Here is a 24,406-nt window from a genome sequence, read left to right on the forward strand (position 1 = left end):
CTGCGGATGCATCGGCCAAGCCCGATCTCCCTGGGGCGGTTATTTAATACCGTCTCATATCCAAGATGATGGAGATCGGTCCGATGAAGCACCCTAAACTCCTGATGGCGGTCAGCGTCGCCGTCCTGGCTTCAGCCTCCCAGGTCTGGGCTCAGCAGAAGACGCTCTATGTCGCCGGCTATGGTGGCTCGTTCGAGAAGACCATCCGCGAGGAAGTGATCCCGCCGTTCGAGCAGGCCAACGGCGTCAAGGTCGAATACGTCGCCGGCAACTCCACCGACACACTCGCCAAGCTGCAGGCGCAGAAGGGCAATCAGCAGATCGACGTCGCCATCGTCGACGACGGTCCGATGTACCAGGCGATCCAGCTCGGCTTCTGCGACAAGGTCACCGGGCTGCCTGGCGATCTCCTCGATGTCGCGCGCTTCAAGGACGACAAGGCGGTCGCGATCGGTCTCGTCGCCACCGGCCTGATGTACAACAAAAAGGTGTTCGCCGAGAAAGGCTGGGCCGCGCCGACGTCGTGGAATGATCTCAAGGATCCGAAATACAAGCAGCTGCTCGTCATCCCGCCGATCAACAACACCTACGGCCTCAACGTCCTGCTGATGCTGGCCAAGATGAACGGCGGCAGCGAAGCCAACGTCGATGCCGGCTTCAAGATCTTCAAGACCGACATCAATCCGAACGTGCTGGCCTACGAGCCGTCGCCGGGCAAGATGACCGAGCTCTTCCAATCGGGCCAGGCCGTCATCGCCGTGTGGGGCAGCGGCCGTGTGCAGAGCTTCGCCAATACCGGCTTCCCGGTCGATTTCGTCTATCCGAAGGAAGGGGCCGTTAGCCTGCTGACGACGGCGTGTCCAATCGCCAAGCCGTCGGTCTCGCCGCTGGCCTCGAGCTTCATCAAGCTGCTGCTCGATCCGAAGATCCAGCTCACGATGCTGAAGGAATATGGCTATGGCCCGGTGGTGAAGTCCGTCGTGGTCCCCGAGGGCGTCGGCGCGATGGCGCCGATCGGCGAGCGCGCCGCCAAGGTCTATGCGCCGGACTGGAGCGTGGTCAACGAGAAGCGCGAGGAATGGACCAAGCGCTGGAATCGCGAGGTCGAGCGCTAATCAGTCGTTTGTTGCGAGCCTCTCTCGTCGACGGCGGTCTTCTCCCTCCCCCCCTCGTGGGGGAGGGTCGGGGGAGGGAGGCACCACACCAATGGTCTTCGGGCCGCCTCCCACCCCCGGCCCCTCCCCGCAAGGGGGAGGGGAGTGCACCGTGCGCGCGGCGCCAGCATTCCTCGCCCATCTGGATCCAAAGCATGTCCTTCCTCGAGCTTGATCGCGTCGGCAAGTCCTTCGGCCCCAACACGGCGGTCGAGGAGTTTAGTCTCGGCGTCGCCAAGGGCGAGTTCATCTCGTTCCTGGGGCCGTCCGGCTGCGGCAAGACGACAACCTTGCAGATGATCGCGGGCTTCCTCGACCCGTCGCACGGCGCGATCCGGCTCGAGGGCAGGGATCTGGTCGCGATGCCGCCGGCGAAGCGCGGGCTCGGCATCGTGTTCCAGAGCTACGCGCTGTTTCCGCACATGACGGCGGCCGAGAACGTCGCCTTCGGCCTGGAGATGCGCAAGGTCGCGCGCAAGGATCGTGAGGAGCGCGTGCGCGCGGCGCTCGCGCTGGTCGGCCTCGCCGGCTATGAGGACCGTCATCCGCGCCGCATGTCCGGCGGCCAGCAGCAGCGCGTCGCGCTGGCGCGCGCGCTGGTGATCCGCCCGAGCGTGCTGCTGCTCGATGAGCCCCTGTCCAATCTCGATGCGCGCCTGCGCGAGGACATGCAGATCGAGCTGCGCCAGATCCAGCGCAATCTCGGCACCACGACCATCCTCGTCACCCATGATCAGATCGAGGCGATGTCGCTATCCGACCGCATCGTCGTGATGAGCAAGGGGAGGATCGAGCAGATCGGCACGCCGCAGCAGGTGTACGAGCAGCCGGCCTCCGCCTTCGTCGCGCAATTTCTCGGCAAGACCAACGAGTTTGCTGCGACCGTGGACCGCACCGGGGGGCAGGCCAGACTGGTCGCGGGATCTTGGAGCGCGCCGGCGCCGGCCGGCGTGGCCGGCTCCGTTGCCGTCAGCGTCCGGCCCGAGCGCATCAACTTCGGTGACGCCGGTCTTGCAGGGCGCATCACGAGCCGCATCTTCCAGGGCAATCACTGGCTGTTCCAATGCGACACCGAATGCGGGCCCGCCATCGTGATCCGGCAGAATGACGGCCAGCCGCAGCCTGAGCAGGGCGCAGCGGTGCATCTCGTCTGGCAGGTCTCGGACATGAGCCTGCGCGCCGCGAAGGCTGCAGCATGAGCGCGACCATCGCGTCCAACTCGTCCGAGACGCGCGCCGGCCTTTCACTGGCGCTGCCGGCCTTGATGCTGTTCCTGGGAGTCGTCGTGATCCCGTTGGCGATGACGGTGATGCTGTCGTTCCATGATTGGGGCCAGTACAAGGGCATCGAGCCGGTCTTCATCCTGAAGAACTGGATCGAGATCTTCGACGACCCCTACTACGCCGAGATGTTCTGGCGCACCTTCCGCGTCGCGGTGCTGGCGACCTTGATAACGGCGGTGTTCGGCGTGCCCGAGGCCTACATCCTCAACCGCATGCAGGGGCCGTGGAAGGGCCTCTTCCTGCTGGTGATCATCGGGCCGCTGCTGATCTCGGTCGTCGCGCGTACGCTCGGCTGGGCGCTGCTGTTCGGCGGCAACAACGGCCTCGCCAACAAGCTCCTGATGACATCAGGCCTGATCGATTCGCCGGTTCGGTTCATGTTCACCGAGACCGGCATGGTGATCGCGCTGGCGCACGCGATGATGCCGTTCATGGTGCTCGCGGTATGGACCGCACTGCAGCGGCTCGATCCGCAGGTCGAGAATGCGGCGCTGTCGCTGGGGGCAAGCTCGCTGACGGTGGTCCGCCGCATCGTGCTGCCGCAGATCATGCCGGGCGTGCTGTCGGGCGCCATCATCGTATTCTCGCTGTCCGCCAGCGCGTTCGCGACGCCGGCGATCATCGGCGGCCGCAGGCTCAAGGTCGCCGCGACGCTCGCCTATGACGAATTCCTCAATACGTTGAACTGGCCGCTCGGCGCCGCGGTTGCCGTGCTGCTGCTGATCGCGCTCGTCCTGATCGTGGTCGGCTCCAACGCGCTGATCGAGCGCCGCTACCAGGAGATGTTCCGATGAGCAGGAACGGTCCTCTGGCGCTGATCTTCCATGCCGTCTTCGTCGTCTTCATGGTGGCGCCGATACTCGTCGTGTGCTGGGTCGCGTTCACGCCGGAAGGCTTTCTGTCGATTCCGATCACGAGCTTCTCGCTGCGCTGGTTCAGGGCGCTCGCCGACTATCCGGAATTCGTCCACGCCTTCGGCGTAAGCCTGTGGCTCGGCGCGCTGTCGTCGTGCGTGGCGCTATTGTTCGCGGTGCCGGCGGCGCTCGCGATCAGCCGCTATCGCTTCCACGGCCGTGACGCGCTGTCGGCGCTGTTCCTGTCGCCCTTGATGATCCCGCATGTGGTGCTCGGCATCGCCTTCCTGCGCTTCTTCACGTCGGTCGGCATTGGCGGCACGTTCGTGGCGCTGGTGATCGCCCATGTCGTCGTGGTGTTTCCGTTCGCGCTGCGGCTGACGCTTGCGGCCGCGACCGGCATGGACCGCTCGATCGAGATGGCCGCGATCTCGCTCGGCGCCGACGGCTGGACGATGTTTCGCCGCGTCACCTTACCCGCGATCCTGCCCGGCATCGTGAGCGGTTGGATGCTCGCCTTCATCCAGTCGTTCGACGATTTGACCATGACCGTGTTCCTGGCGACACCCGGCACCGAGACCCTGCCGGTGCGCATGTTCCTCTACATCCAGGACAACATCGATCCGCTGGTGACATCGGTATCGGCCAGCGTCATCGCCATCACCATGACCGTCCTGATCCTGCTCGACCGCTTCTACGGGCTCGACCGCGTGCTCACCGCCAAAGGCGGCGACGCAGGACGATAGGAGACACTACGATGAGAGACTATGACGTCGCCGTCGTCGGCGGCGGCCTGCTCGGCTCTGCGATTGCCTGGGGGCTCGGCCGGCTCGGCCAGCGCGTCGCCGTGCTCGACGAGGGCGATATTGCCAAACGCGCCTCGCGCGCCAACTTCGCGCTGGTGTGGGTGCAGAGCAAGGGCCTGGGCATGCCGGCCTATACCGGCTGGACGGTGCGCGGCTCCAAGGCGTGGCCGAAGCTTGCCGAGGAGCTGAAGGCTCAGACCGGGCTCGACGTCGTGCTGCAGCAGAACGGCGGCTTTCATCTCACCCTCGGCGAGGCCGAGTACGAGCAGCGCACGCAACTCGTCGCGCGCATGCACAATCAGGTCGGCGCCGCCGACTACCAGATGGAGATGCTGCCGGCGGCAGAGGTGAAGAAGATGCTGCCGCTGATCGGCCCGGAGGTCTCCGGCGGAAGCTTCTGTCCCTATGATGGCCACGTGAATTCGCTGCGCACCTTCCGCGCCCTGCATGCCGGCATGAAGCAGTTCGGCGTCGACTATCTGCCGGAACGCGCGGTCGGCGCGATTGCCCGTGAGGGCGATGAGTTCAGGCTGACGACGGCGCAGGGCGAGGTACGCGCAGCGAAGGTGGTGCTCGCGGCAGGGAATGCCAACCAGGCCTTGGCCCCCATGGTTGGACTGTCGGCGCCGATGGGCCCGACGCGCGGCCAGATCGTCGTGACCGAGCGCACGATGCCGTTCCTGCCGCATCCGCTGACCACGATCCGCCAGACCGACGAAGGCACGGTGATGATCGGCGACAGCAAGGAGGACGAGCTCGACGATCGCGTGCAGAACCATCCGATCAACGCGGTCATGGCCGATCGCGCCCAGCGCACCTTCCCGCATCTGGCGCGGCTCAACGTCGTCAGGAGCTGGACCGGCATCCGCGTGATGCCGAAGGACGGCTTCCCGATCTACGAGCAGTCGGAGAGCCACCCAGGCGCCTTCGTCGCCTGCTGCCATTCCGGCGTGACGCTCGCGGCGAACCACGCGTTCGACATCGCGCGCATGGTCAAGGACGGCGCGCTGGAGCCGGAGCTGGTCGGCGCATTCACGGCCAAGCGCTTCGCGGCCGATGCTGGAGCAGGTGGCAGTGGCTACTACTGAGATTGATCGGCCCGAGACGGCCACGGAGACGATGATGTTCAAACGAGCTGACGGTGATGCGAGGCGATCGGTGACGATCCATGTCGAGGGGCAGGCGGTCACCGCGCGCGAAGGCGACACGGTCTCGGCGGCGCTGCTTGCGTCGGGTCTCGACGTCAGGCGCTCGACCGCGGTCAGCGGCGCCAAGCGGCTGCCTTACTGCATGATGGGCGTGTGCTTCGATTGCCTGGTCACCATCGATGGCGTCGGCAATCGGCAGGGCTGCCTGGTCCCGGTCGCCGAGGGCATGCAAATCGAAATCCAGAAGGGCAAGCGGGAGATCGGCAAATGACCGCGGCGCCGAAGCATGATCAATACGACGTCGTGGTGATCGGCGCTGGCCCGGCCGGGCTGGCCGCAGCGACCGCGACGGCCGGCGCCGGCCTGTCGACTTTGCTGCTGGACGAGAATGCTGGTCCCGGCGGGCAGGTCTGGCGCGCGATCAATTCGACGCCGGTGAAGAGTGAAGCGCTGCTCGGCACCGACTATTGGTCCGGGGCCGAGATCGCAAAGTCTGCCGAGACCAGCGGGGCCGAGATCGTCCATCGCGCCACGGTGTGGAGCCTCGATCGCAAGCTCGAGCTCGGCGTCTCCGTCGGCGGCGGCTCGGCCTTCATCAAGGCCGGGCGGGTCATCATCGCGACCGGGGCGCAGGAGCGCCCGTTCCCGATTCCCGGCTGGACCCTGCCCGGCGTGATGACGGCGGGCGCGGCGCAGACGATGCTGAAATCGTCGGGGCTGGTGCCGGATTGTCCGACGGTGATCGCAGGGCAGGGACCGCTGCTGTGGCTGCTCGCCGCCCAGATCCTGCGGCTTGGCGGCCGCATCGACCGCGTGCTCGACACCACGCCGCGCGCGAACTACATCACAGCACTGCCGCACGCCTTCGCCTTCGTGACCTCGTCCTATTTTCTCAAGGGTCTGGCGATGATGCGCGAGGTGCGCGCGAAGGTGCCGGTCACCACGGGCGTGACGGAGCTCGCTGCCACCGGCAACGGCAAGCTCGACGCCGTCAGCTATGTCGCCGCGGGCGGCAAGCGCGAGACGCTGCCGGCCGAGCTGTTGTTCTTGCATCAGGGCGTGGTGCCGAACGTCAATCTGGCGATGGCCGCCGGCGTCGAGCATCGCTGGAATGAGCTGCAGCTGTGCTGGACGCCCGTGCTGGACGCCGGCGGCAACAGCTCGATTCCGGGCATCGCGATTGCCGGCGACGGTGCCGGCATCGGCGGTGCGCAGGCCGCGCTGTGGCGCGGACGCATCGCGGCAGCCAGCGCCATCAAGGCCCTTCGGCCCCAGGCAAAGGTTTTGGACTATTCAGCGCAGTTGAAACGCGCCGAGCGTGGCCGTGTCTTCCTCGACGTTCTATTCCAGCCGGCAGAACAGTTCCGTATCCCGCAAGGCGACACCATCGTGTGCCGCTGTGAGGAGATCACCGCCAAGGACGTGCTCGACGCCGCCGCGATCGGGGCCACCGGACCGAACCAGCTCAAGGCCTATCGCCGCACCGGCATGGGGCCGTGCCAGGGCAGGCTGTGTGGCCTCACCGTCACCGAGCTGATGGCGCAGGCGCGCGGCAAGAGCCCGCAGGAGATCGGCTACTACCGGCTGCGCGCGCCGGTGAAGCCGATCATGCTGTCCGAGCTCGCAGGCCTGCCGAAGACCGAAGAGGCCACCAAGGCCGTGGTGCGCGGATGACGGTGAAGAAGGATGCCATCATCGTGGGTGGCGGCATCCACGGCTGCTCGACCGCGCTGCATCTATGCCTGGCCGGGTTGAAGCCGGTGCTGATCGAGAAGGACTATGCCGGCCGCCACGCCTCCGGTGTCAACGCCGGCGGCGTGCGCCAGCTCGCGCGCGACGTCGCGGAGATTCCGCTGTCGATCCGCTCGATGGGCATCTGGGAGAACATCAGCGACCTGGTCGACGATGATTGCGGCTTCGAAAGCTTCGGCCAGGTGCTGGTCGCCGAGAACGACGCTGAGCTCGACGCCTGCCGTGCCCGCGTCGCCGATCTCAATGCGCGCGGCTTCACCCATGAGGAGCTGATCGACGGCACGGAATTGCGCCGCCTCGTGCCGGCGGTGGCGGAGAGCTGTCCGGGCGGTGTGGTGTCGCGGCGCGACGGCGCCGCGCAGCCCGCGCGAACCACCACCGCGTTCCGCCGCAAGGCTGAGCAGCTCGGTGCCCTCATTCGCGAGGGCGTGGCCGCGACGAACATCCGCAAGGACGGCAAGCTCTGGCATGTCGACGTCGGCCCTGAGAGCTTTGCCGCGCCGGTGCTGGTCAATGCCGCCGGCGCCTGGGCAGGCCGCGTTGCAGAACAGTTCGGCGAGCCGGTCCCGGTCGAGACCATCGCGCCGATGCTGATGATCACGTCTCCCGTCGCGCACTTCATCGATCCCGTCGTCATCCTGCGCGGCCGCAAACTGTCATTCAAGCAGTTCCCGAACGGCACGGTGCTGATCGGCGGCGGGCACCTCGCCATCCCCTATCAGGATCGCAACGAGACCGTGCTCGACTGGCGCAAGCTATCGGAGAGCGCGCGCACCGTCGCGGAGCTGTTCGAGGTGATGCGCAGCGCGACCATCGTGCGTGCCTGGGCCGGCATCGAGGCGCGCATGCGCGACGACATTCCGGTGTTTGGACCGAGTGCGCGGCACGAGGGGCTGTATCACCAGTTCGGCTTCTCCGCGCACGGCTTCCAGCTCGGCCCCGGCGCCGGCGCGGTGATGGCCGAGCTCATCGTGCACGGCGGCACCCAGACGCGCATCGGCGATCTCGGCATTGCGCGCTTTCAGACTTCCACCCCTTCGTCAACGACATGAGGACATGATGACGATCACCCGCAAGATCCGCTCCGCCATTCATCACCGCATCGTCGAGGCCAACGGCTTCGTCTTCATCGGCGGCACCATCGCCGACGACACCTCGGTGTCGATGGGCGAGCAGACCCGTAATATTCTCGGCAAGATCGACGGCTTCCTGAAAGAGGCCGGCACCGACAAGTCGCGCGTCGTCTCCGGCCAGATCTTCGTCACCGACCTGTCGAAGAAGAAGGAGATGGATGCGGCCTGGACCGAGTTTTTCGGCGACGATCTGCCGGTTCGCGCCACGGTCGGCGTCTCCGATCTCGGCGGCGGCGCGCTGATCGAGATCGTCATCACCGCCTTGAAGGGCTGAGCACAACGCCTCGGCTCGGACAAATGTGATCGAGGGTGACGCGCGGACTCGCTCCGCGCGTCATTTGCTTTTGAGGGGATTTCGATCGAACATGGTGTGACTGCAACGTCACGCGACGAAAGACGACCTCATGAGCGATGCCCGCACCGTTCCATCTCCTTCCGCCGGTCTCGCTGCCGTGTTCCGGCACATCGACGCCGAGAGGGAGCATTTTCTCACCCGCGTGATGGACTATGTGCGCCATCCCTCGATCAGCGCGCACAATGTCGGCATTGCCGAGGTGGCTGCGCTGCTGGTGAGGATGCTGCGGGAGATCGGCCTCGAGGCCGAGGCGGTGCCGACCGCGGGTCATCCGATGGTGCTGGGACGCTGGAATAAGAAGCCTGGCGTGCCGACCGTGCTGCTCTATGGTCACTACGACGTGCAGCCGCCAGATCCGCTCGAGTTGTGGCTGAGTCCGCCATTCGAGCCGACCATCCGCGACGGCCGCATCTATGCGCGCGGCATCGGCGACAACAAAGGGCAGCATTTCGCGCAGCTCATGGCGATCGAATCGCATCTCAAGGTTCACGGCGAGCTGCCGTGCAACGTCGTCTTCCTGCTCGAAGGCGAGGAGGAAATCGGCAGCCCACGCATTGCCGAGTTTGTCGCCACGCATCGCGAGAAGTTGAAGGCCGATTTCGTGGTCACCGCCGACGGCCCGATGCATGCGTCGGGACGGCCGACCATGACCTATGGCGTCCGTGGCATGTGCTCGTTCGAGCTGCGCGCCAAGCACGCCATCCGCGACGTTCATTCCGGCAATCTCGGCGGCATCGTGCCGAATCCGATCTGGACCCTGGTGCATCTGCTTGCGACGATGAAGAATGCCGCCGGCGAGATCACCATCGACGGTCTCCACGACGCGATCGTGCCGCCAAGTGCGCTTGACGTCGCTGCGGTGAAGCGTTTGCCGCTCGATCTCGATGCCGCCAAGGCAAGCCTCGGTCTCAGCCGCCTCGATGCGCCGGCAGAACACGGCTACTACGAGCGGCTGATGTTCCACCCGACGCTCACCATCAATGGCTTTCACGGCGGCTATGGCGGCCCCGGCAGCAAGACCGTCCTGCCGTGCGAGGCGGTCGTGAAATGCGACATCCGCCTGGTCGAAGCGATGACGCCGGGCGACGTGCTGGCCAAGGTCGAGGCCCATGTCAGGAAGCACGCGCCCGAGGTCGAGTTCATCCCCCGCGGCGGCATGCTGCCCTCGCGCGTGCCGCTCGATTCGCCCTATGGCGCAATCATCCGCGACGCGATTCGATTGGCACAGGGCGTCACGCCCCTCGAATTTCCGTGCACTGGCGGCAGTCTGCCGGACTACGTCTTCACCAAGATCCTCGGCGTCCCGGCCTTCGTCGTTCCCTATGCGAATGCCGACGAGGCCAATCACGCGCCGAACGAGAACATGACGATCGACTGCTTCTACAATGGCATTCGCACCGGTGCGGCACTGCTCGACCGCGTCGGCGCGCGCGAGCGCTGATGCCGGTGCAACGCCCATCACGATCTCGCGTGCAGTGCGGGAGGCGTCATCGAGCAGCCATGAACGGATGGCAAGCACACGCTGGTTCGTCGCGTTGCGGGCGAATCGGCCGCACGCGGCGAGATCGCGCATGGATTAACGCAGTTGATATCGCCTAGTCTCGGAAGAGATTAGTAAACGCCGCTTCAGGGCTCGGAGCTGCCACATGCACGACCCCGTTGACCAGCCGAGTGATTCGGTAAGTTCCGCTTCTCCTTGCGCGCGCGATCAGCGCAGCGCTCCGGAACATTCCGCCGCGGTTCCCGTGATCCAACTCGACCACGCGCCCGCAATCGATCCCGCGCCCAATGTCGATCAGGCTGCACAAAGCCTTGGCGCTCTCGGTCGGAAACGGTCCGATGGCGCGCATCTTGTCACACCGACCATGTGGCGCTGAGAAGGATTCGTTCTCGGCGGCCATCGGACATGCGATGTCCGGCGACGAGTTCCTGAAGAACACCTTCGCCAACAACGCATTCGAGAAATTTGAGATCGCCGCCTACACGTCGCTGCTCTCGCTGTGCCGCCGGCGTCGAGGACGCCCGCGCGCCGCTCGAACAGTCGCTGCAGGAGGAGGAACGGAGAGCAGAGTGGGTCGACTCCGATGTCGAGAAGGTCACGCTGGAATTCGTTCGCCACGAGGAGCGTCAGACGGCGTGACCTGGCGGTATCTCGGTCAGGATAGGGAACCGTCAGCGCGATGACAACCTCCGGTATCATCCGGATACCCACGAATCTCCTGATCTAGTAAGTAAAACCTAGCCCTTCTTGGGGCGTTTCCTCCCTGGACTTGGGCCGCCTGCACCTTGTGTGTCGGCGGCCTCTTTCTTTCAGGGGGCGGGTCAGGTGCTGGCTCCGCAATCGGAGCCATGGGCGGTCGGTCCAGTCGCGCTCCTGGAAGCCGGCTTGAGCGGCCTCCGGCAATATTTCACCGCGATCGCGCGCGACCTGAGCCTCACCGCCGCGCGTGCTGCCAGCGCAGCAGCCGGCTCTCGGCCGCGGCCATCGCGAGCGCGGTCGTGTAGCCGATGATTCCGAGCAGCATCACGCCGGCAAACAGATCCGCCGAGCGGAACGAGCGCGCCGACAGCAGCACCCATTGGCCGAGGCCGTCGAGGCCGGCGAGCATCTCGCAGACGACGGCGAGGATCAGCGCGACCGTGAGGCTCAGCCGCATGCCGGCGAGGATGTCGGGTGCCGCCGATGGCAGCGCGATCTTGAAGATCACGGCGAGCCGCGACATGTGCAGCACCCGCGCCACTTCATAGAGTCGCGGCTCGACCGCGGCGAAGCCGTGGATCGTCCCGAGCAGCAGCGGCCACAGCGAGCCGAACGCGATCACGAACAGCGCCATGCCCTGGCTCAGTCCAAGAACGGCGATGGCGACAGGAATGATCGCTGAGACCGGCAGCGGCCGCAGCAGCTCCAGGGTCGGTGCGACGTAGATGCGCATCGCCTTCGAGGAGCCGATCATGGCGCCGAGCGCGATGCCGGCGGCGGAGGCGAGCAGCCAGCCATAGGCCATATGCGTGAGGGTGCCCGTGAGCTTGGTCAGGAGATCGCCGCTGGTGAAGCCGCGCAGCAGCGCCGCCCAGGCGCGGTCGGGGCTGGGAAGAAACACCGGTGATATCAGCCGCTGATCGGCGGCGAACTGCCACAGCACGATGATGCCGGCGGCGACGGCGAAGCTGGCGAGGCGCCAGGCGGCGACCGACCACTTCATGCGGGGTCTCCCATCGCGGCCGCGCGCCCGAACAAGCTCTGTTGTGCAGCGATCAGCGCGGTATTGAGCGCAAACCCGGTCACGCCGATCCATACCAGATAGGCCAGCATCAGATCGGGCCGCAACGCCTGCTGCGCGGTCATGATGCCGGCGCCGAGGCCGAGCGGGTTGATCGCGATCTCCACCGTGACCGCGACGATCAGCGCGATGCCGGCGGCGAGCCGGAACGCCAGGAAGATGCGGGGCAGGGTGGCGGGGATGACGATCTTCCTGATGCGATCGCGCTGCGTCAGCCGCAGCACGCGCGCCACCTCGATCAGCCGCGGCTCGATGCCGCCCACCGCGGCACGCGTCACGATCAGCACCGGCCAGACGCAGGCAAAGGCGACGATCGCGATCTCCATGCGGTAGCCGAAGCCGAGCGCGATCAGGGCGATCGGCAGCAGCGCCACTGAAGGAATGGGCCTGATCGCCTCGATCGTGACCTCCATCAGCCGGTTGAAGATAGGCGACAGGCCGAGCGCGATGCCCAGCACGAGGCCGATGGTGCCGCCGAGCGCGAGGCCGGCGAACACCGAGGCGAGCGTGTCGCGCGTCGCCGCCAGCAGCGAGCCGTCGGTCAGCGCGCCCAGCAAGGCGAGCGCGATCGCGCTCGGCGGCGCCAGCGAGTCGCTCTGCACGCCGGCGAGCCGCATCCAGGCTTCGAACACGAGCAGCGCCGCGAACGGCAGCAGGACGGGCTTGATGCGATCCGGCATCGTCATTCGCTCGCCTTGATGAAGTCGAACAACTCGCGCCGCAGCCGCAGGAACTCCGGATGCTCGCGCGTCGCCAACTGGTCGCGCGGCCGCGGCAGGTCGATCTTCAATTCCAAGCCGACGCGGCCGGGATGCGGCAGCAGGCCGACCACGCGGTCGCCGAGATAGATGGCCTCCTCGAGATCATGCGTGACGAACACGACGGTGGCGCCGGTCGCCGCCACCAGCGCCAGCATCTCGTCCTGCAGTCCCTGGCGCGTCATCGCGTCCAGCGCGCCGAACGGCTCATCCATCAGCAGCGCCTTCGGATCCTGCGCGAGACAGCGCGCGATCTGCAGCCGCTGCTGCATGCCGCCCGACATCTCCGTCGGATATTTGGCCGCATGGCCGGCGAGCTCGACCTTGGCGAGCAACTCGGCGATGCGCGCCTCGCGCTGTGCGGAGGGCATTCCGATCGTCTCCAAGGCCAGCGAGATGTTGCCGGCGGCGGTGCGCCACGGCAGCAGCGCCTTGCCATAGTCCTGGAACACGACCGCGATCTCACGCCGCGGCGCGCGCATCGCCTCGCCCTCGAAACGCACCGTGCCGCCGCTCGGCTGATAGAGGCCGGCGGCGAGCCGCAGCGCCGTGGTCTTGCCGCAGCCGGAGGCGCCGACCACGCACAGGATCTCGCCAGCTGCGACCTCCAGGCTGATCGTGTCGATGATCGTCTTGCCGCCGAGCACCAGCGCGACATCGTCGAAGGCGATCTGCGCGCGCGCAGGCGAGGGAGATGATTGCACCAATGCGAGGGCAGGCTCTGCCATCTCAGGCTCCCTTCGGATGCGGATAGACGATATCGACGGTCGAGCGCAGATGTGCCTCAAGCCGCGCTTGGGCCGCGGCGGCATTGCGCGCGAGCACGAGGTCGGCGAGCGTCTCGTGCTCCTTGATGAAGCCGCTGCCATCCTCGAAGCTGCGCATCATGACGCGGCGGTAGCGATAGGCCTGGTCGTAGAGATCCGAATGAGCGGCGAGCAGGCGCCGTGATCCGCAGGCCGCCAGCAGCGCGGTGTGAAACGCCTTGTGCAAGCGATCGAACTCCGGCGCGCCTTCGCGGAACTCGCTCTGCATGCGCTGGATGTAGCGGCGCATCTGATGGAGCGCGGCGATGATGCCGGCCTCCCATTGGTCGTCGCCGCTCTGCATCGCCAGCCGCAGCGCCTCTTTCTCCACGACAGCGCGCATGCGCGTGATGTCAACGAGATCGTCGCGGCTGACCTCGGCGACGCGAAAACCGCGCTGGCCGATGCCGACGATCAGGCCGCGCGACACCAGCCGCGACAGCCCCTCGCGCAGCGGCGTCGGCCCGATCTCGTAGCGCTTGGCGAGCTCGACGATCCCCAGACGCGAGCCGGGGGCCAGGACGCCGGCGACGATGTCGCGCTCGATCAGCGCGGCGGCGCGCTCGCTGAGCGTGTCGCCGCTCGTCGGCTCGGTCTGCAGGATCGGGTTCGTTGCCGTCATCAGTTGAGGATCAACTTCTTGAGATCGAGCTTGCTCTGCAACATCGTCTGCGCCGACATCACGTCGATCCACCACGCCAGCTGCTCGGGCTTCAGCACCGGCTCGGCGTAGTTCGGCGCCGTCAGCTTGACCAGCTCCAGCGGTTGCTTGGTGAATTTGGCGATCGCGGCCGAGGCCTTCTCACGATCATTGTTCACGATTGGGGCGGCCTCCGCGATGGCGGCGCGGAATTTCTTCACCGTCTCCGGGTTCTTCTCGGCCCATTCGCGCGAGGCCGCATAGAAGATGATCGGCTCGGTGCGGGCGAGTTCGGCGGCGTAGCGCGCGCCGACCGTGCCGAGGCTGGCATTGGTCATGCGCGTCACGAACGGTTCGGCCGTCAGCACCGCATCGACGCCGCCCGACTTGATGGTGTCGGCCATGGTCGGAAACGTCACCTCGACGAAGTTGACGCTTCGTGGATCGACGCCCTTCTCGACCAGCCATTTCACGAACAGCACGTGCAGGAAGGCGCCGATGCCGGGGGCGCCGACCTTCTTGCCCTTGAAGTCCTGCGGCCCAGTGATGGTGATGCCGTTGCGCACGAAGGCGGCGACCGCATCGTTCGAGGTCTTGTTCATGATCGAGGCGCCGGAGACCGCGACGAGGTCGAGCCCGCCATCAGCCGCCTGGAGGAATACTGTCGAGGTCGGCCCGCCGATCTGGATGGAGTTGGAGAGGATGGCGGCGGGGATGTTCGAGTTGATCCCGATCAGCACCATCTCGGCGTCGAGCCCGTGCTTCTTGAAGAGACCCTCATCGACCGCGAGCATCGCCGAGGCGCAGTCCGAGGTGGCGGTGCAGCCGATCTGGATCTTCTCGGCGCGTGTCGCAGATGTGAGCGCAAGCGTGGCCAGCACCGATCCGAGCGCAGCGCTGATGATCCGATGACGCATCCTTGCCTCCTCCCCCGGGCGCCCGTCTCTCGGACGCCTCTTGTTTATCGATATTTTCTATGTTTGTATATTTTTAGATAGAACACAAGGGGAGGCCAGCGTGAAACTTGCGACATTCCGAGCGGAAGGCGGGGAGCGCATCGGCGTCGTCCATGGCGGCGATTCCAAGCTTTTCGATCTCACCGCGGCCGCCGATCGCGCTGGCAAGAGCAATCCGGCGTTCGGCTCGATGCTGTCGTTGATCGATGCCGGCGAAGCTGCGCTCGACGCAGCACGCGCGCTGGTCGAGCGCTATGGCAGCGACGAAAGCCTCTCGCGCGACGTCGGCGGCACCGAGCTGCTGGCCCCGGTGCCGGAGCCGCGGCAGATGCGCGACGGCATGTCATTTCCGCTGCACATCCTGCAGGCGCCGCGCGGCCAGCGAAAGCTCGCGGCGCGGCAGCGCGGCGACGCGGAGGAGCTCGCGCGCATCGATGCCGAGCCGCTCGGCGAATTGCCCGAGGTCTATCGCAAGGTCCCGATCTTCTACATCACCAACCGCTTCAGCGTGCGTGGCCCCAACACGACGGTGAAATGGCCGCGCTACAGCAAGGTGATGGACTATGAGCTGGAGTTCGGCATCATCACCAGGGGCAAGGGTAAGGATATTCCGGCCGCGAAGGCGCGCGATCACATCTTCGGCTTCACGATCTTCAACGACTTCTCCGCGCGCGACACGCAGCGCATCGAGATGGACGGCCGGCTCGGCCCCTCCAAAGGCAAGAGCTTTGACGGCGGCAACGTGATGGGGCCGTGGATCGTGACCCCGGACGAGATCGGCGATCCCTATCGCCTGAAGATGGAGGCGCGGGTCAACGGCGAGGTCCGCTCGCGTGGCGTCAGCGAGGGCATGCTGTTTTCGTTCGAGGAGCTGATTGCCTATATCAGCAAGGACGAAACCCTGATGCCGGGCGAGTTCATCGGCTCGGGCACCGTCGGCAATGGCTGTGGCCTGGAGCTCGGCTGGTATCTCGAACATGGCGACGTGATCGAGCTCGAGGTCGAGAAGATCGGCATCCTGAAGAACAAGGTCGAGCGGCAGGACGTCTGATCCTGCTGCCGACGACAACAACCAATAACGACAAAGAGAGAGGACCGCCCATGGCCCGCAGACTGATCGACATCTCCGTGCCCTTGCAGAACGACGTGCCCGCCGATCCGCCCGGCAATCATCCGACCATCACCTATATCGACCATCAGCAGGGCCTGCCGCGGATGCTGCAGTTTTTCGACGGGCTGAAGGCCGAGGATCTGCCGGACGGGCAGGGCTGGGCGGTCGAGCAGGTCAATCTGTCGACCCACAACGGCACGCATCTCGATGCGCCCTGGCACTTTCATCCGACGATGAACCGCGGCGAGCGCGCCTGGACCATCGACGAGGTGCCGCTGGAGTGGTGTCTGCAGCCGGGCGTGAAGCTCGACTTCCGTCGTTTCCCGGACGGCTATGTGGTGACCGCGAGGGATGTCGAGGATGAGCTCAAGCGCATCGGCCACACGCTGTCACCGCTCGAGATCGTCGTCGTCAATACCTCGGCCGGCGCGCGCTTCGGCCAGGCCAACTACGTCAATTCCGGCTGCGGCATGGGCTATGAGGCGACGATGTATCTGCTCGAGCGCGGCGTGCGCCTGACCGGCACCGACGGCTGGAGCTGGGACGCGCCGTTCGTGTTCACCGCGCAGAAATACGCCGAGACCCACGATGCCGCGCTGATCTGGGAAGGCCACAAGGCCGGCCGCCACATCGGCTATTGCCATCTGGAGAAGCTGCACAATCTGGAGCAACTGCCGTCGACCGGCTTCATCGTGTCGTGCTTCCCGGTGAAGATCGAGCGCGCCTCGGCCGGCTGGACGCGGGCGGTGGCGATCATCGAGGGGTGAGGCGCCTAATCTCCGATTGAAGTCACGACATGGGTTCTGGCGCGTTTGATCTTCGCGTCATTCCGGGGCGGCGCGCGCCAGCGCGACGAGCCCGGAATCCATCGAGCCGCGCGACGTGCTGAAGGATGGATTCCGGGTTCGCGCTGCGCGCGCCCCGGAATGACCGAGGAGAGGACTCGGCAAAGTCAAAGAGGGAGCTGGTCGCGCGTCGTGGTGACAGTTGCGAGCCGACCTTGACTGCAAAATCAGGCCGCTCTCTCTCATCTCGCTTTAGCGACTACACGCCAGCATGACCTCGTTCCGCCGCAGCATCGGCAGGGTCCAGGGCGGATTGTAGAACGCGAGCAGCGGCGATCCGGTGACGGTCAGCCCCTTGCGCTGCGCGTAGTCACGCAGTTGGCGAGTTTTGTCAGCGATGATGCCGTCGGAGGTGGAGCCCGAAAAGGTGAGCGCGACCATGCGCTGCGCAGACTGGGCCGTCAGCTTGATCCGGGCATCGGCCGGCGGCGGCAGAGTGTCGAGCGACCAGTTCGAGGGCATCACGAAGCTGATGCTCCGGCGATCGCTGGCGACGCCATCGTCGGGCGCGGTGGCGGCACTGGCCTGCTGCTGCACCGGCGCGGTCATGGCGATCTTCGTCTTCGCACGGTTGGCGCCGAAAATGTAGTCGGCGATGATGCGAAAGCCTTCCTCGATCGCCGGCTTGCGCGCGCCCTGCACCTCGGCCTGCGCGATGATCATCGGTGCATAGGCGCGGATTTCGAAGTCGCCATCGCGTGAAACGACGTCGTATCTGGGATGTTCGACCCGGCTCATGATCGGCCCCGCGGCGATGGCGGCGCCGGCCAGCGCGAGCACGACGATGCCGGTGAGCCAGAGCAGCATGCGGCGTCTCCCGGGTGGTGTCGGCTCGGTCATGGCGGTTGCCGTTTGGGTGGTGGAAACACAGAAACGAAGCGCACGCGCCCCCGGATCAGCAGACCGGCCTCTACGATGCTAACAGGTCTTAATCGCCCTGCTGCAACCAATGCGCGCGGGCTCTATTGAGCAGATCCGCGAGAGCTGCAGGTTGCATCTCCCATCCGCCGCCAAGCGTGCCGTCGGCGCCCGCAAGCGATCGGGCGACTTTAACGAACCGCCCTTCCTTGTTGGAATTGCCCACAACGTCGTAGCCGATGAGCTGTTCTCTCGATCCCGGCGTGGGGGAGTACGGACGAAAGGCGTGCACGTCCTTCCATTTCAAGAGGCCGCTTCGGAACAGCGCATGCTGGGTGACGCCATCGGGAGTGAGGACCAAGCGGTCCGGACGAAAGATGCTCCACCCGACGAAGGGGATGCCGAGGCTGAAGAAGCCGATTCCGGCGTATCCGATGAGGTGATTGGCCTCAGGATCTTGGACCATGAAGAGGGCCGCCGCGAGCAGGGCGATACAGGCAAGTAACCCGAGCAGGGATTTCGACCGTGATGAATGGATCACGACCGGTGGCCGGTCAAGGCTCCCTTGCATTGTGAATCCCTCCGCATCCGGTGGGCTGCACCGTGCTTAGATGTCGTATGCCTGGCGCATGTTGAAAAAATCTTAAGTAGGACCGGAACTTTCGGTGGACGGTCCTTGGCAGCCTAAGCCGAAATTTCTCTTTCGTTTTATCGGAAAATGTGCTTATATCGCTTATCCCGCCTCATGCAGAGGGGCGTACGCGTCGTCACGATACGTAGAGGCGGGGAGCGGTGGCCGCGGGCCTGTCAGGTGCTGATGCGCTGGACGATTGGCAAGCCTGCGGACGTTCAAGCCGTGTGGTCCTGGCGCCCCGAAGCTGGCGCCAAGCCCGCTGCGTCATGACGTGACGCGCGGGTGACGGGGGCAAACAAGCCGGTCCCCGGGGAGAGCTCGGAGCAGACGTTCACCCATCGCGCAGGGAAGGCCGGGTCTGTCCGGCTGAACCTGTGGTTCCTGCCGCCTGCATTTTTTCCGCAGGCGGGCCACGGGCCTCAGTCGAGGTCCGGCCTTCCCTGCGCCCTCGCGTTTCCGGCGAGGGTCTCGAGCATCGCTTCGGGCGTGTGTTGCGTCGCGAGAGCAACGGCGCGTGCGCGCATAGTGGCGCTGGCATACTGGATATGCTTATCAGTTGAGCGGGGCGCCGATGCTGGTGCGCCACCACCAACAAATCAGCCGGCCGCAACGGCTGATCCCAGGAGGAAACCCATGGCAGACACCTCACGCCGCGATCTTCTCGTCGCCGGCAGCGCCGCCGCAGCGGCTGCGATCATGACGGACACCCACCCTGCCGCGGCACAGGCCGGGCCGAAGCCGATCTTCGCCGTGCCGGCGACCACGATTCCGATCGCCGGCGAGCAGGGCGTCTTCCCCGTCCGCCGCATCTACTGCATCGGCCGCAACTACGCGGCGCATGCCATCGAGCGCGGCTCCGATCCGAACCGCGAGCCGCCGTTCTTCTTCCAGAAGCCGACCGACGCGATCCAGAACGTCGCGATCGGCGAGGTCGCCGATCATCCCTATCCGTCCCTGACCAAGAACTATCATCACGAGGTCGAACTGGTCGCGGCGCTGAAATCCGGCGGCACCAACATTCCCGCCGAGTCCGCGCTCGATCATGTCTATGGCTACGCGCTCGGCCTCGACATGACCCGCCGTGACCTGCAGAACGGCATGGCCGCCGAGAAGAAGCCATGGGAGATCGGCAAGAGTTTTGATCATGCCGCCGTGCTCGGCCCGATCCATCCGGTGGCGAAGGTCGGCCACTTCACCAAGGGCGCGATCTCGCTCGCGGTCAACGGCACGGTCCGGCAGAACTCCGACCTGACCAAGATGATCTGGAACGTCGCCGAGCAGATCGCGAAACTGTCCGAGGCGTTCGAGCTGAAGGCCGGCGACATCATCTATTCCGGCACGCCGGAGAATGTCGGCCCGGTCGTCAAGGGCGACGTGCTCTTGTGCAAGCTCGAGGGCCTGCCGGACATGTCGATCAAGATCGTTTGAGAGACGGGCTGGATCACACGTCGTGCGCAGCATGTTAACGCTGCCGATCGGAACGGAAGTCGCCGCCGCAATGCCGGTACGCTCCTTCTCCCCGCACGCGGGGAGAGGCGAGCAGCGAGCGTCGCTACGCGCGCTATCCAACAAGCGCGGCAGCCGCAGCCATCCCTCCGGATGCTGCGACTGCCGCCGTGGCGCTCGCGGCGCCGCGCCTCTCATCGCCTGCCGGACGGGAACTATCGTTGTTCCCGCGCAAACAGGCGCTGCCACCCGTTCGCAAGTTTGTGGCCCGACAAAGAGCCGCCGGGCACCGCCGCCTATCGTTGCCCTGCATCAGCCGAGCGAACGAGGGCAGCCGTGGCCATCACCATCGAGATCGATCACGCCAAGACGCGGCGCATGGCGCAGGGCCAAGGCCAAAGCGAGGGCCAGGGTCAGGCCCGCGGCCCGGCACGGTCGTTGCGCAGCGCTGGCGGCCCGGTGGTTCCGCAGGGCGTCAAGGGGCCAATCCGGCGGCTGAAATGGCTGATTCTCGTTCTGACGCTCGCCGTCTACTACATCACGCCGTTCGTGCGCTGGAACCGCGGGCCGAATGCGCCGGGCCAAGCCGTGCTGCTCGATTTCGCCCACGGAAAGCTCTATCTTGGCCCCGCCGAGATCTGGCCGCAGGATCTCTATCTCATCACCGCGGCGATGCTGCTGGCGACGTTCATCCTCGTCCTGGTCAACGCGCTGGCCGGCCGCCTGTGGTGCGGCTTCGCCTGTCCGCAGACGGTGTGGACCGACCTGTTCCTGCTGGTCGAGCGCCTGGTCGAGGGCGACCGCCGGCAGCGGCTGAAGAACGTCGGCGCGCCGCTGACGGCGCGGCGCATCGCACAGATCGCCACCAAGCACGCGCTGTGGATGGCGATCGCGCTCGGCACCGGCGGCACCCTGATCTTCTACTTCACCGACGCGCCGGAGTTGCTGCGCGATCTCATCCATGGCGAGATGTCGGCGACCGCGCTGACCTGGACCTTGGTCTTCGCCGGCACGACCTATGGCCTCGCCGGTTTCGCGCGCGAGCAGGTCTGCACCTTCATGTGCCCGTGGCCGCGTCTGCAGGGCGCGATCTGGGATCCGGAAGCCTTCACGGTGAACTATCGCGATTATCGCGGCGAGACCCGGATGTCGGCGAAAAAGGCCGCCGAGGCGCGATCGCAGGGGTTGCCGGCCGGCGATTGCGTCGATTGTGGCGCCTGCGTCGCGGTCTGCCCGATCGGCATCGACATCCGCCAGGGGCCGAGCTTCGCCTGCATCAATTGCGGCCTCTGCGTCGATGCCTGCGACGGCGTGATGGCCAAGCTCGATCGTCCGCGCGGCCTGATCGACTACGAGAGCTGGCGCAACATCGAGCGTGGCCGTGTCGGCGAGCCGCGTGTCTCACGGCTGGTGCGGCCGAAGACGATCGGGCTTGCGCTGGCCTGCGTCGCTGTCGCCGGCGTGATTGCTGTTTCGTTCGTCACGAAGACCACCGCCGTGCTGTCGGTGCAGCACGATCGCGATCCGATGTCGGTGCGGCTGTCGGATGGCTCGGTGCGCAACGGCTATACGGTGAAGCTGCTCAACAAGTCGTCCGCCGTGCGGAGCTTCAAGCTCGGCATCAGCGGCATCGATGCGGCGCTCGCCATCGTCGGCCATGCGGCGGCGGATGCGATCGAGGTCGAGCCGGACGGCTCGGAGGCGCTGCGGGTGACGCTGACCATGCCCGAGTCTGTGGATGCCGATGTGACCTTCCAGGCGGTCGATGCGAGCGGGCAGGTCGTGCTGACCGCGCACGACCGCTTCGTGAACCGGTAGCGGAGGGCCTACAGATAGGATTTCGGCAGCAGCATGTGGATGCCCTTGTTGCCGTCGACCAGCTGGGTGACGCGCAGATTGCCGGCCAGCGAGCACAGCATGTAGGCCTGGTTGCGCGACAGGTTGGTGCGGGCGCAGACGTGCTTAACCACGCACCGCCTGCTTGGCGGCGTCATCGAGATCCTCGTCGAGGCTGATCGACATCAGGTGGGTGGCGTTCTCGGCGAACGGCCAGGTGATGTCCATGTCCTTGCGCACGGTGAGGCGGAAGCTGCCGGTGACGCCGGTCTCCAGCGCGGTGATGCAGACCTCGCCGTCCGCCGTCATCGGCCGCTATGCCTCGGTGCGCTACGGGCGCTGACCGATCCTGCTTCTTCCGCTGGGATCACCGGCCGGATCGCTCCGGCCGATGATCTGCTGATTGCTGCAAGCTCAGGTCGCGAGCTGATTGCCGATCGGCAGCGCCCGCAGGCGCTTGCCGGTGGCGGCAAAGATCGCGTTGGCGAGCGCCGGCGCGAATGGCGGCACGCCCGGCTCGCCGACGCCGCTTGGCGGAGTGTCGGCATCAACGGGCACGATGTGCACGTTGGTCACCAGCGGTGCCTCGTCGATTCGGACCACCGGATGGTCGTCGAAGTTGCGCTGCTGCACCCGGCCGTTCTTGAAGCTGATCTCGCCATATTTGGCGAGACTCAGCCCCATGATCGCGGCGCCTTCGAGCTGCGAGGCGATGCGTTCGGGGTTGACGAAGGTGCCGCAGTCGATCGCGGTGTCGACCTGATGCACCACAAGCTTGCCCTTGTCGTCGACCGACACCTCCACGATGGTGGCGATGTAGCTGACGAAGCTGCGATGCGCGGCGATGCCGAGGCCGTGGCCCTTGGGCACCGAGCGGCCCCAATTGCCCTTCTCGGCCACGTACTCGACGACACGGCGCAGCCGGCCGGTGTCGATCGGGTAGCTCTCGTAGGGCTCGCCGTAGTTCCAGAGATCCTTCACCGAGGCGAGCTTCAGGACGCGCGGAGTGCCGATCAGATCGAGCAGCGTGTCCTTCTGGTCGCGGCCGGTGGCATGGGCGATCTCGCCGACCATCGATTGCACGGCGAAGGCGCGCGGGATGTTCGAGACCGAGCGGAACCAGCCGATGCGGGTCATCGCCTTGGCGGCGGGATTCTCACATTGGATGTTGGCGATCTCGAACGGCATGTCGACGAGGCCCATGCCGAGCTCGAACGGCGCGGCATGATCGGCGCCCGCCGCGAAGGTCGACAGGATGGTCGGCGCGACGCTGCGGTGGCGCCAGGCCACCACCTTGCCGCTCTTGTCGAGCCCGGCTTCGATGCGCTCCACCGACACGGTGTGCAGGAAATCGTGATGGAGGTCGTCATCGCGCGTCCACTGCACCTTGACCGGCGCACCCAGCGTCTTCGACAGCAGGGCAGCCTCGAGCGCGAAGTCGCATTTGGACTTCCGCCCGAACCCGCCGCCGAGCAGGGTGACGTTGACGGTCACGTTCTCCGGCGGGATCTGCAGCGTCTTGGCAACATCCTCGTGCGTGCCGCCGGGGCTCTGCACAGGCGCCCAGATCTCGGCCTTGTCGCCCTTGACGTCGGCGACCGCGACCGGCGGCTCCATGCTGGCATGGGCGAAATGCGGCAGGTAGTACTCGCCGGTGATCACCTTGTCGGCCGACTTCAGCGCGGCCTCGACGTCGCCCTCCTGGCGCACGACGAGACCCGGCTGGCGTGCGGCGGCTTCGAGCTCGGCGCGATAGGCGACGGAGTCGTAAGCAGCATTGGCGCCGTCGTCCCATTCGACCTTGAGCACGTCGCGACCCTTGATTGCAGCGCCGGTGTTGCGCGCGATCACGGCGACGCCGCCAAGCGGCTGGAACTTCGACGGCCAGGGCCAGCCCTTGACCTCGATCACCTGCTCGACGCCGGGCACCTTCAGCGCCTCGGCCGGATCGAACGACTTGACCTTGCCGCCGGTGACCGGCGGCCGGGCGATAACCGCGTATTTCATGCCGGGCAGGCGGACGTCGGCTCCATAGCGCGCCTTGCCGACGGTGATGTCGTGCAGATCGACGATACTGACCTGGCCCTTGCCGAGATAACGGAAGTCCTTCGGCGACTTCAGCTGCACGGTGTCGACCGCAGGGACCGGCAGATTGGCTGCATCGGCCGCGAGCTCGCCGAAGCCGAGGCGACGGCCGCTGGCGCTGTGCACGACCTCATGATTGACGGCTTTCACTTCGCTCGGCGGCACGCCGAGGCGCTTGGCCGCCGCGGCTTCGAGCATCGCCCGCGCCATGGCGCCGATCTGTCGCATCGGCAGCAGATAGTGCCGCGTGCTGCGCGAACCGTCGGTATCCTGGTTGCCGAACTTCACCTCGTCGCCGGGAGCCTGCACGACGCGCACGCGCGACCAGTCGGCTTCCATTTCCTCCGCCACGATCAGTGGCAGGCTGGTGCGAACGCCCGTGCCCATCTCGGAGCGGTGGGCGAGGATCGACACGATGCCGTCGGGCGCGATCGAAACGAAAACCTTGGGATCGACCACGGTGCCGTGCGGCATCTTGCCGGCGCCGGTTTCATAGGCGGCAAACGCCGGGCGCGACAGCAAGGGAGCCGCGAGCACGAACCCGCCGGCGAGGCCCAGCGTCTGCAGGATGGTACGGCGCGAGACGTTCTCGACCTTGAGATGCCGCTCGAAGCCGCGGCGAGACGCGGACTTTGCGATGTCGGGATTTGCGATGATGCTCATGA

Annotated in this window: 24 protein-coding genes and 1 pseudogene; 15 read left to right on the plus strand and 10 right to left on the minus strand. The window is 66.1% G+C overall.

The annotated features are described in order from the left end of the window. The first annotated feature begins 83 nt into the window (after window positions 1-83). The 10 genes from QX124_RS04220 (at window position 84) to QX124_RS04265 (ending at window position 9,926) form a co-directional block, all read left to right on the plus strand. Complete coding sequence (locus tag QX124_RS04220) at window positions 84-1,115, plus strand: ABC transporter substrate-binding protein (RefSeq protein ID WP_315771625.1); 1,032 nt, start codon at window positions 84-86, stop codon at window positions 1,113-1,115. Window positions 1,116-1,309: 194 nt separating this feature from the next. Beyond that, entirely contained in the window at window positions 1,310-2,353 is a 1,044-nt protein-coding gene (locus tag QX124_RS04225) for an ABC transporter ATP-binding protein (RefSeq protein ID WP_315736973.1), read from the plus strand. Beyond that, window positions 2,350-3,231, plus strand: coding sequence for an ABC transporter permease (locus tag QX124_RS04230; protein WP_315736974.1), 882 nt, complete (start codon window positions 2,350-2,352; stop codon window positions 3,229-3,231). Before QX124_RS04225 ends, QX124_RS04230 begins: the two co-directional genes overlap by 4 nt. After that, window positions 3,228-4,037: an ABC transporter permease gene (locus QX124_RS04235; protein ID WP_315796422.1), complete on the plus strand. Its 810-nt coding sequence runs from the start codon at window positions 3,228-3,230 to the stop codon at window positions 4,035-4,037. The genes QX124_RS04230 and QX124_RS04235 overlap by 4 nt, the downstream gene beginning before the upstream one ends. Window positions 4,038-4,048: 11 nt before the next feature. After that, entirely contained in the window at window positions 4,049-5,185 is a 1,137-nt protein-coding gene (locus QX124_RS04240) for an FAD-dependent oxidoreductase (protein ID WP_315796423.1), read from the plus strand. Between the two features lie 34 nt (window positions 5,186-5,219). Beyond that, complete coding sequence (locus QX124_RS04245) at window positions 5,220-5,516, plus strand: (2Fe-2S)-binding protein (protein WP_315796424.1); 297 nt, start codon at window positions 5,220-5,222, stop codon at window positions 5,514-5,516. Continuing rightward, the gene (locus QX124_RS04250; protein ID WP_315796426.1) at window positions 5,513-6,919 is read left to right on the plus strand and encodes an NAD(P)/FAD-dependent oxidoreductase; all 1,407 of its coding nucleotides are present in this window, start codon (window positions 5,513-5,515) and stop codon (window positions 6,917-6,919) included. Before QX124_RS04245 ends, QX124_RS04250 begins: the two co-directional genes overlap by 4 nt. Next, window positions 6,916-8,049, plus strand: coding sequence for an FAD-dependent oxidoreductase (locus QX124_RS04255; protein WP_315796427.1), 1,134 nt, complete (start codon window positions 6,916-6,918; stop codon window positions 8,047-8,049). The genes QX124_RS04250 and QX124_RS04255 overlap by 4 nt, the downstream gene beginning before the upstream one ends. A gap of 7 nt (window positions 8,050-8,056) precedes the next feature. Then, entirely contained in the window at window positions 8,057-8,404 is a 348-nt protein-coding gene (locus QX124_RS04260; protein ID WP_315737085.1) for a RidA family protein, read from the plus strand. 130 nt (window positions 8,405-8,534) lie between these two features. Next, the gene (locus QX124_RS04265; protein WP_315796429.1) at window positions 8,535-9,926 is read left to right on the plus strand and encodes a M20/M25/M40 family metallo-hydrolase; all 1,392 of its coding nucleotides are present in this window, start codon (window positions 8,535-8,537) and stop codon (window positions 9,924-9,926) included. Window positions 9,927-10,080: 154 nt separating this feature from the next. On the opposite strand, the gene QX124_RS04270 is transcribed toward QX124_RS04265, so the two are convergent. After that, window positions 10,081-10,434 carry a hypothetical protein gene (locus tag QX124_RS04270; RefSeq protein WP_315796630.1) on the minus strand — a complete coding sequence of 118 codons (354 nt, stop codon included), beginning with the start codon at window positions 10,432-10,434 and terminating at the stop codon, window positions 10,081-10,083. Here QX124_RS04270 and QX124_RS04275 point away from each other — a divergent pair. After that, the gene (locus tag QX124_RS04275) at window positions 10,397-10,669 is read left to right on the plus strand and encodes a hypothetical protein (RefSeq protein ID WP_315796619.1); all 273 of its coding nucleotides are present in this window, start codon (window positions 10,397-10,399) and stop codon (window positions 10,667-10,669) included. The genes QX124_RS04270 and QX124_RS04275 overlap by 38 nt on opposite strands. Before the next feature lie 251 nt (window positions 10,670-10,920). Here QX124_RS04275 and QX124_RS04280 read toward each other — a convergent pair whose 3' ends face one another. The 5 genes from QX124_RS04280 to QX124_RS04300 are packed head-to-tail and all read right to left on the minus strand — an operon-like array spanning window position 10,921 to window position 14,887. Continuing rightward, window positions 10,921-11,688: an ABC transporter permease gene (locus QX124_RS04280; RefSeq protein ID WP_315713245.1), complete on the minus strand. Its 768-nt coding sequence runs from the start codon at window positions 11,686-11,688 to the stop codon at window positions 10,921-10,923. Further along, a complete protein-coding gene (locus QX124_RS04285) occupies window positions 11,685-12,452 on the minus strand; it encodes an ABC transporter permease (protein WP_315768914.1) in 768 nt (255 codons plus the stop codon). Before QX124_RS04285 ends, QX124_RS04280 begins: the two co-directional genes overlap by 4 nt. Next, entirely contained in the window at window positions 12,449-13,252 is an 804-nt protein-coding gene (locus QX124_RS04290; protein ID WP_315796430.1) for an ABC transporter ATP-binding protein, read from the minus strand. The genes QX124_RS04285 and QX124_RS04290 overlap by 4 nt, the downstream gene beginning before the upstream one ends. Window position 13,253: 1 nt before the next feature. Then, on the minus strand, window positions 13,254-13,952 hold the full coding sequence (locus tag QX124_RS04295; protein WP_315796431.1) for a GntR family transcriptional regulator: 699 nt from the start codon (window positions 13,950-13,952) through the stop codon (window positions 13,254-13,256). Further along, the gene (locus QX124_RS04300; RefSeq protein ID WP_315796432.1) at window positions 13,952-14,887 is read right to left on the minus strand and encodes an ABC transporter substrate-binding protein; all 936 of its coding nucleotides are present in this window, start codon (window positions 14,885-14,887) and stop codon (window positions 13,952-13,954) included. The genes QX124_RS04295 and QX124_RS04300 overlap by 1 nt, the downstream gene beginning before the upstream one ends. A 100-nt stretch (window positions 14,888-14,987) precedes the next feature. On the opposite strand from QX124_RS04300, the gene QX124_RS04305 reads away from it, so the two are divergent. Then, window positions 14,988-15,977, plus strand: coding sequence for a fumarylacetoacetate hydrolase family protein (locus QX124_RS04305; RefSeq protein WP_315736995.1), 990 nt, complete (start codon window positions 14,988-14,990; stop codon window positions 15,975-15,977). Window positions 15,978-16,027: 50 nt separating this feature from the next. Further along, window positions 16,028-16,804 (plus strand): cyclase family protein, encoded by a 777-nt coding sequence (locus QX124_RS04310; protein ID WP_315796433.1) that lies wholly within the window; start codon window positions 16,028-16,030, stop codon window positions 16,802-16,804. A 270-nt stretch (window positions 16,805-17,074) separates the two neighbouring features. Here the strand turns inward: QX124_RS04310 and QX124_RS04315 are convergent, their stop codons facing one another. Together QX124_RS04315 and QX124_RS04320 are read right to left on the minus strand one after the other, a co-directional pair. Further along, on the minus strand, window positions 17,075-17,689 hold the full coding sequence (locus QX124_RS04315; RefSeq protein WP_315796434.1) for a heme-binding protein: 615 nt from the start codon (window positions 17,687-17,689) through the stop codon (window positions 17,075-17,077). Between the two features lie 121 nt (window positions 17,690-17,810). After that, a complete protein-coding gene (locus QX124_RS04320; RefSeq protein WP_315796435.1) occupies window positions 17,811-18,311 on the minus strand; it encodes an STM3941 family protein in 501 nt (166 codons plus the stop codon). A 696-nt stretch (window positions 18,312-19,007) separates the two neighbouring features. Between QX124_RS04320 and QX124_RS04325 the strand changes: the two genes are divergently transcribed. Both QX124_RS04325 and ccoG read left to right on the plus strand, forming a co-directional pair. After that, window positions 19,008-19,802 (plus strand): fumarylacetoacetate hydrolase family protein, encoded by a 795-nt coding sequence (locus tag QX124_RS04325; protein ID WP_315741259.1) that lies wholly within the window; start codon window positions 19,008-19,010, stop codon window positions 19,800-19,802. Between the two features lie 354 nt (window positions 19,803-20,156). Then, window positions 20,157-21,638 carry a cytochrome c oxidase accessory protein CcoG gene (ccoG, locus tag QX124_RS04330; protein WP_315741260.1) on the plus strand — a complete coding sequence of 494 codons (1,482 nt, stop codon included), beginning with the start codon at window positions 20,157-20,159 and terminating at the stop codon, window positions 21,636-21,638. A gap of 8 nt (window positions 21,639-21,646) precedes the next feature. Here the strand turns inward: ccoG and QX124_RS04335 are convergent. Both QX124_RS04335 and QX124_RS04340 read right to left on the minus strand, forming a co-directional pair. Then, a pseudogene (locus QX124_RS04335) lies at window positions 21,647-21,956 on the minus strand (amidase); the annotation flags it as partial. Between the two features lie 114 nt (window positions 21,957-22,070). After that, window positions 22,071-24,404: a xanthine dehydrogenase family protein molybdopterin-binding subunit gene (locus QX124_RS04340; protein WP_315741261.1), complete on the minus strand. Its 2,334-nt coding sequence runs from the start codon at window positions 24,402-24,404 to the stop codon at window positions 22,071-22,073. Between the last annotated feature and the right edge of the window lie 2 nt (window positions 24,405-24,406).

The sequence above is a fragment of the Bradyrhizobium sp. SZCCHNRI3043 genome (assembly GCF_032377735.1).
In the GTDB taxonomy this organism is placed as follows: Bacteria; Pseudomonadota; Alphaproteobacteria; order Rhizobiales; family Xanthobacteraceae; genus Bradyrhizobium.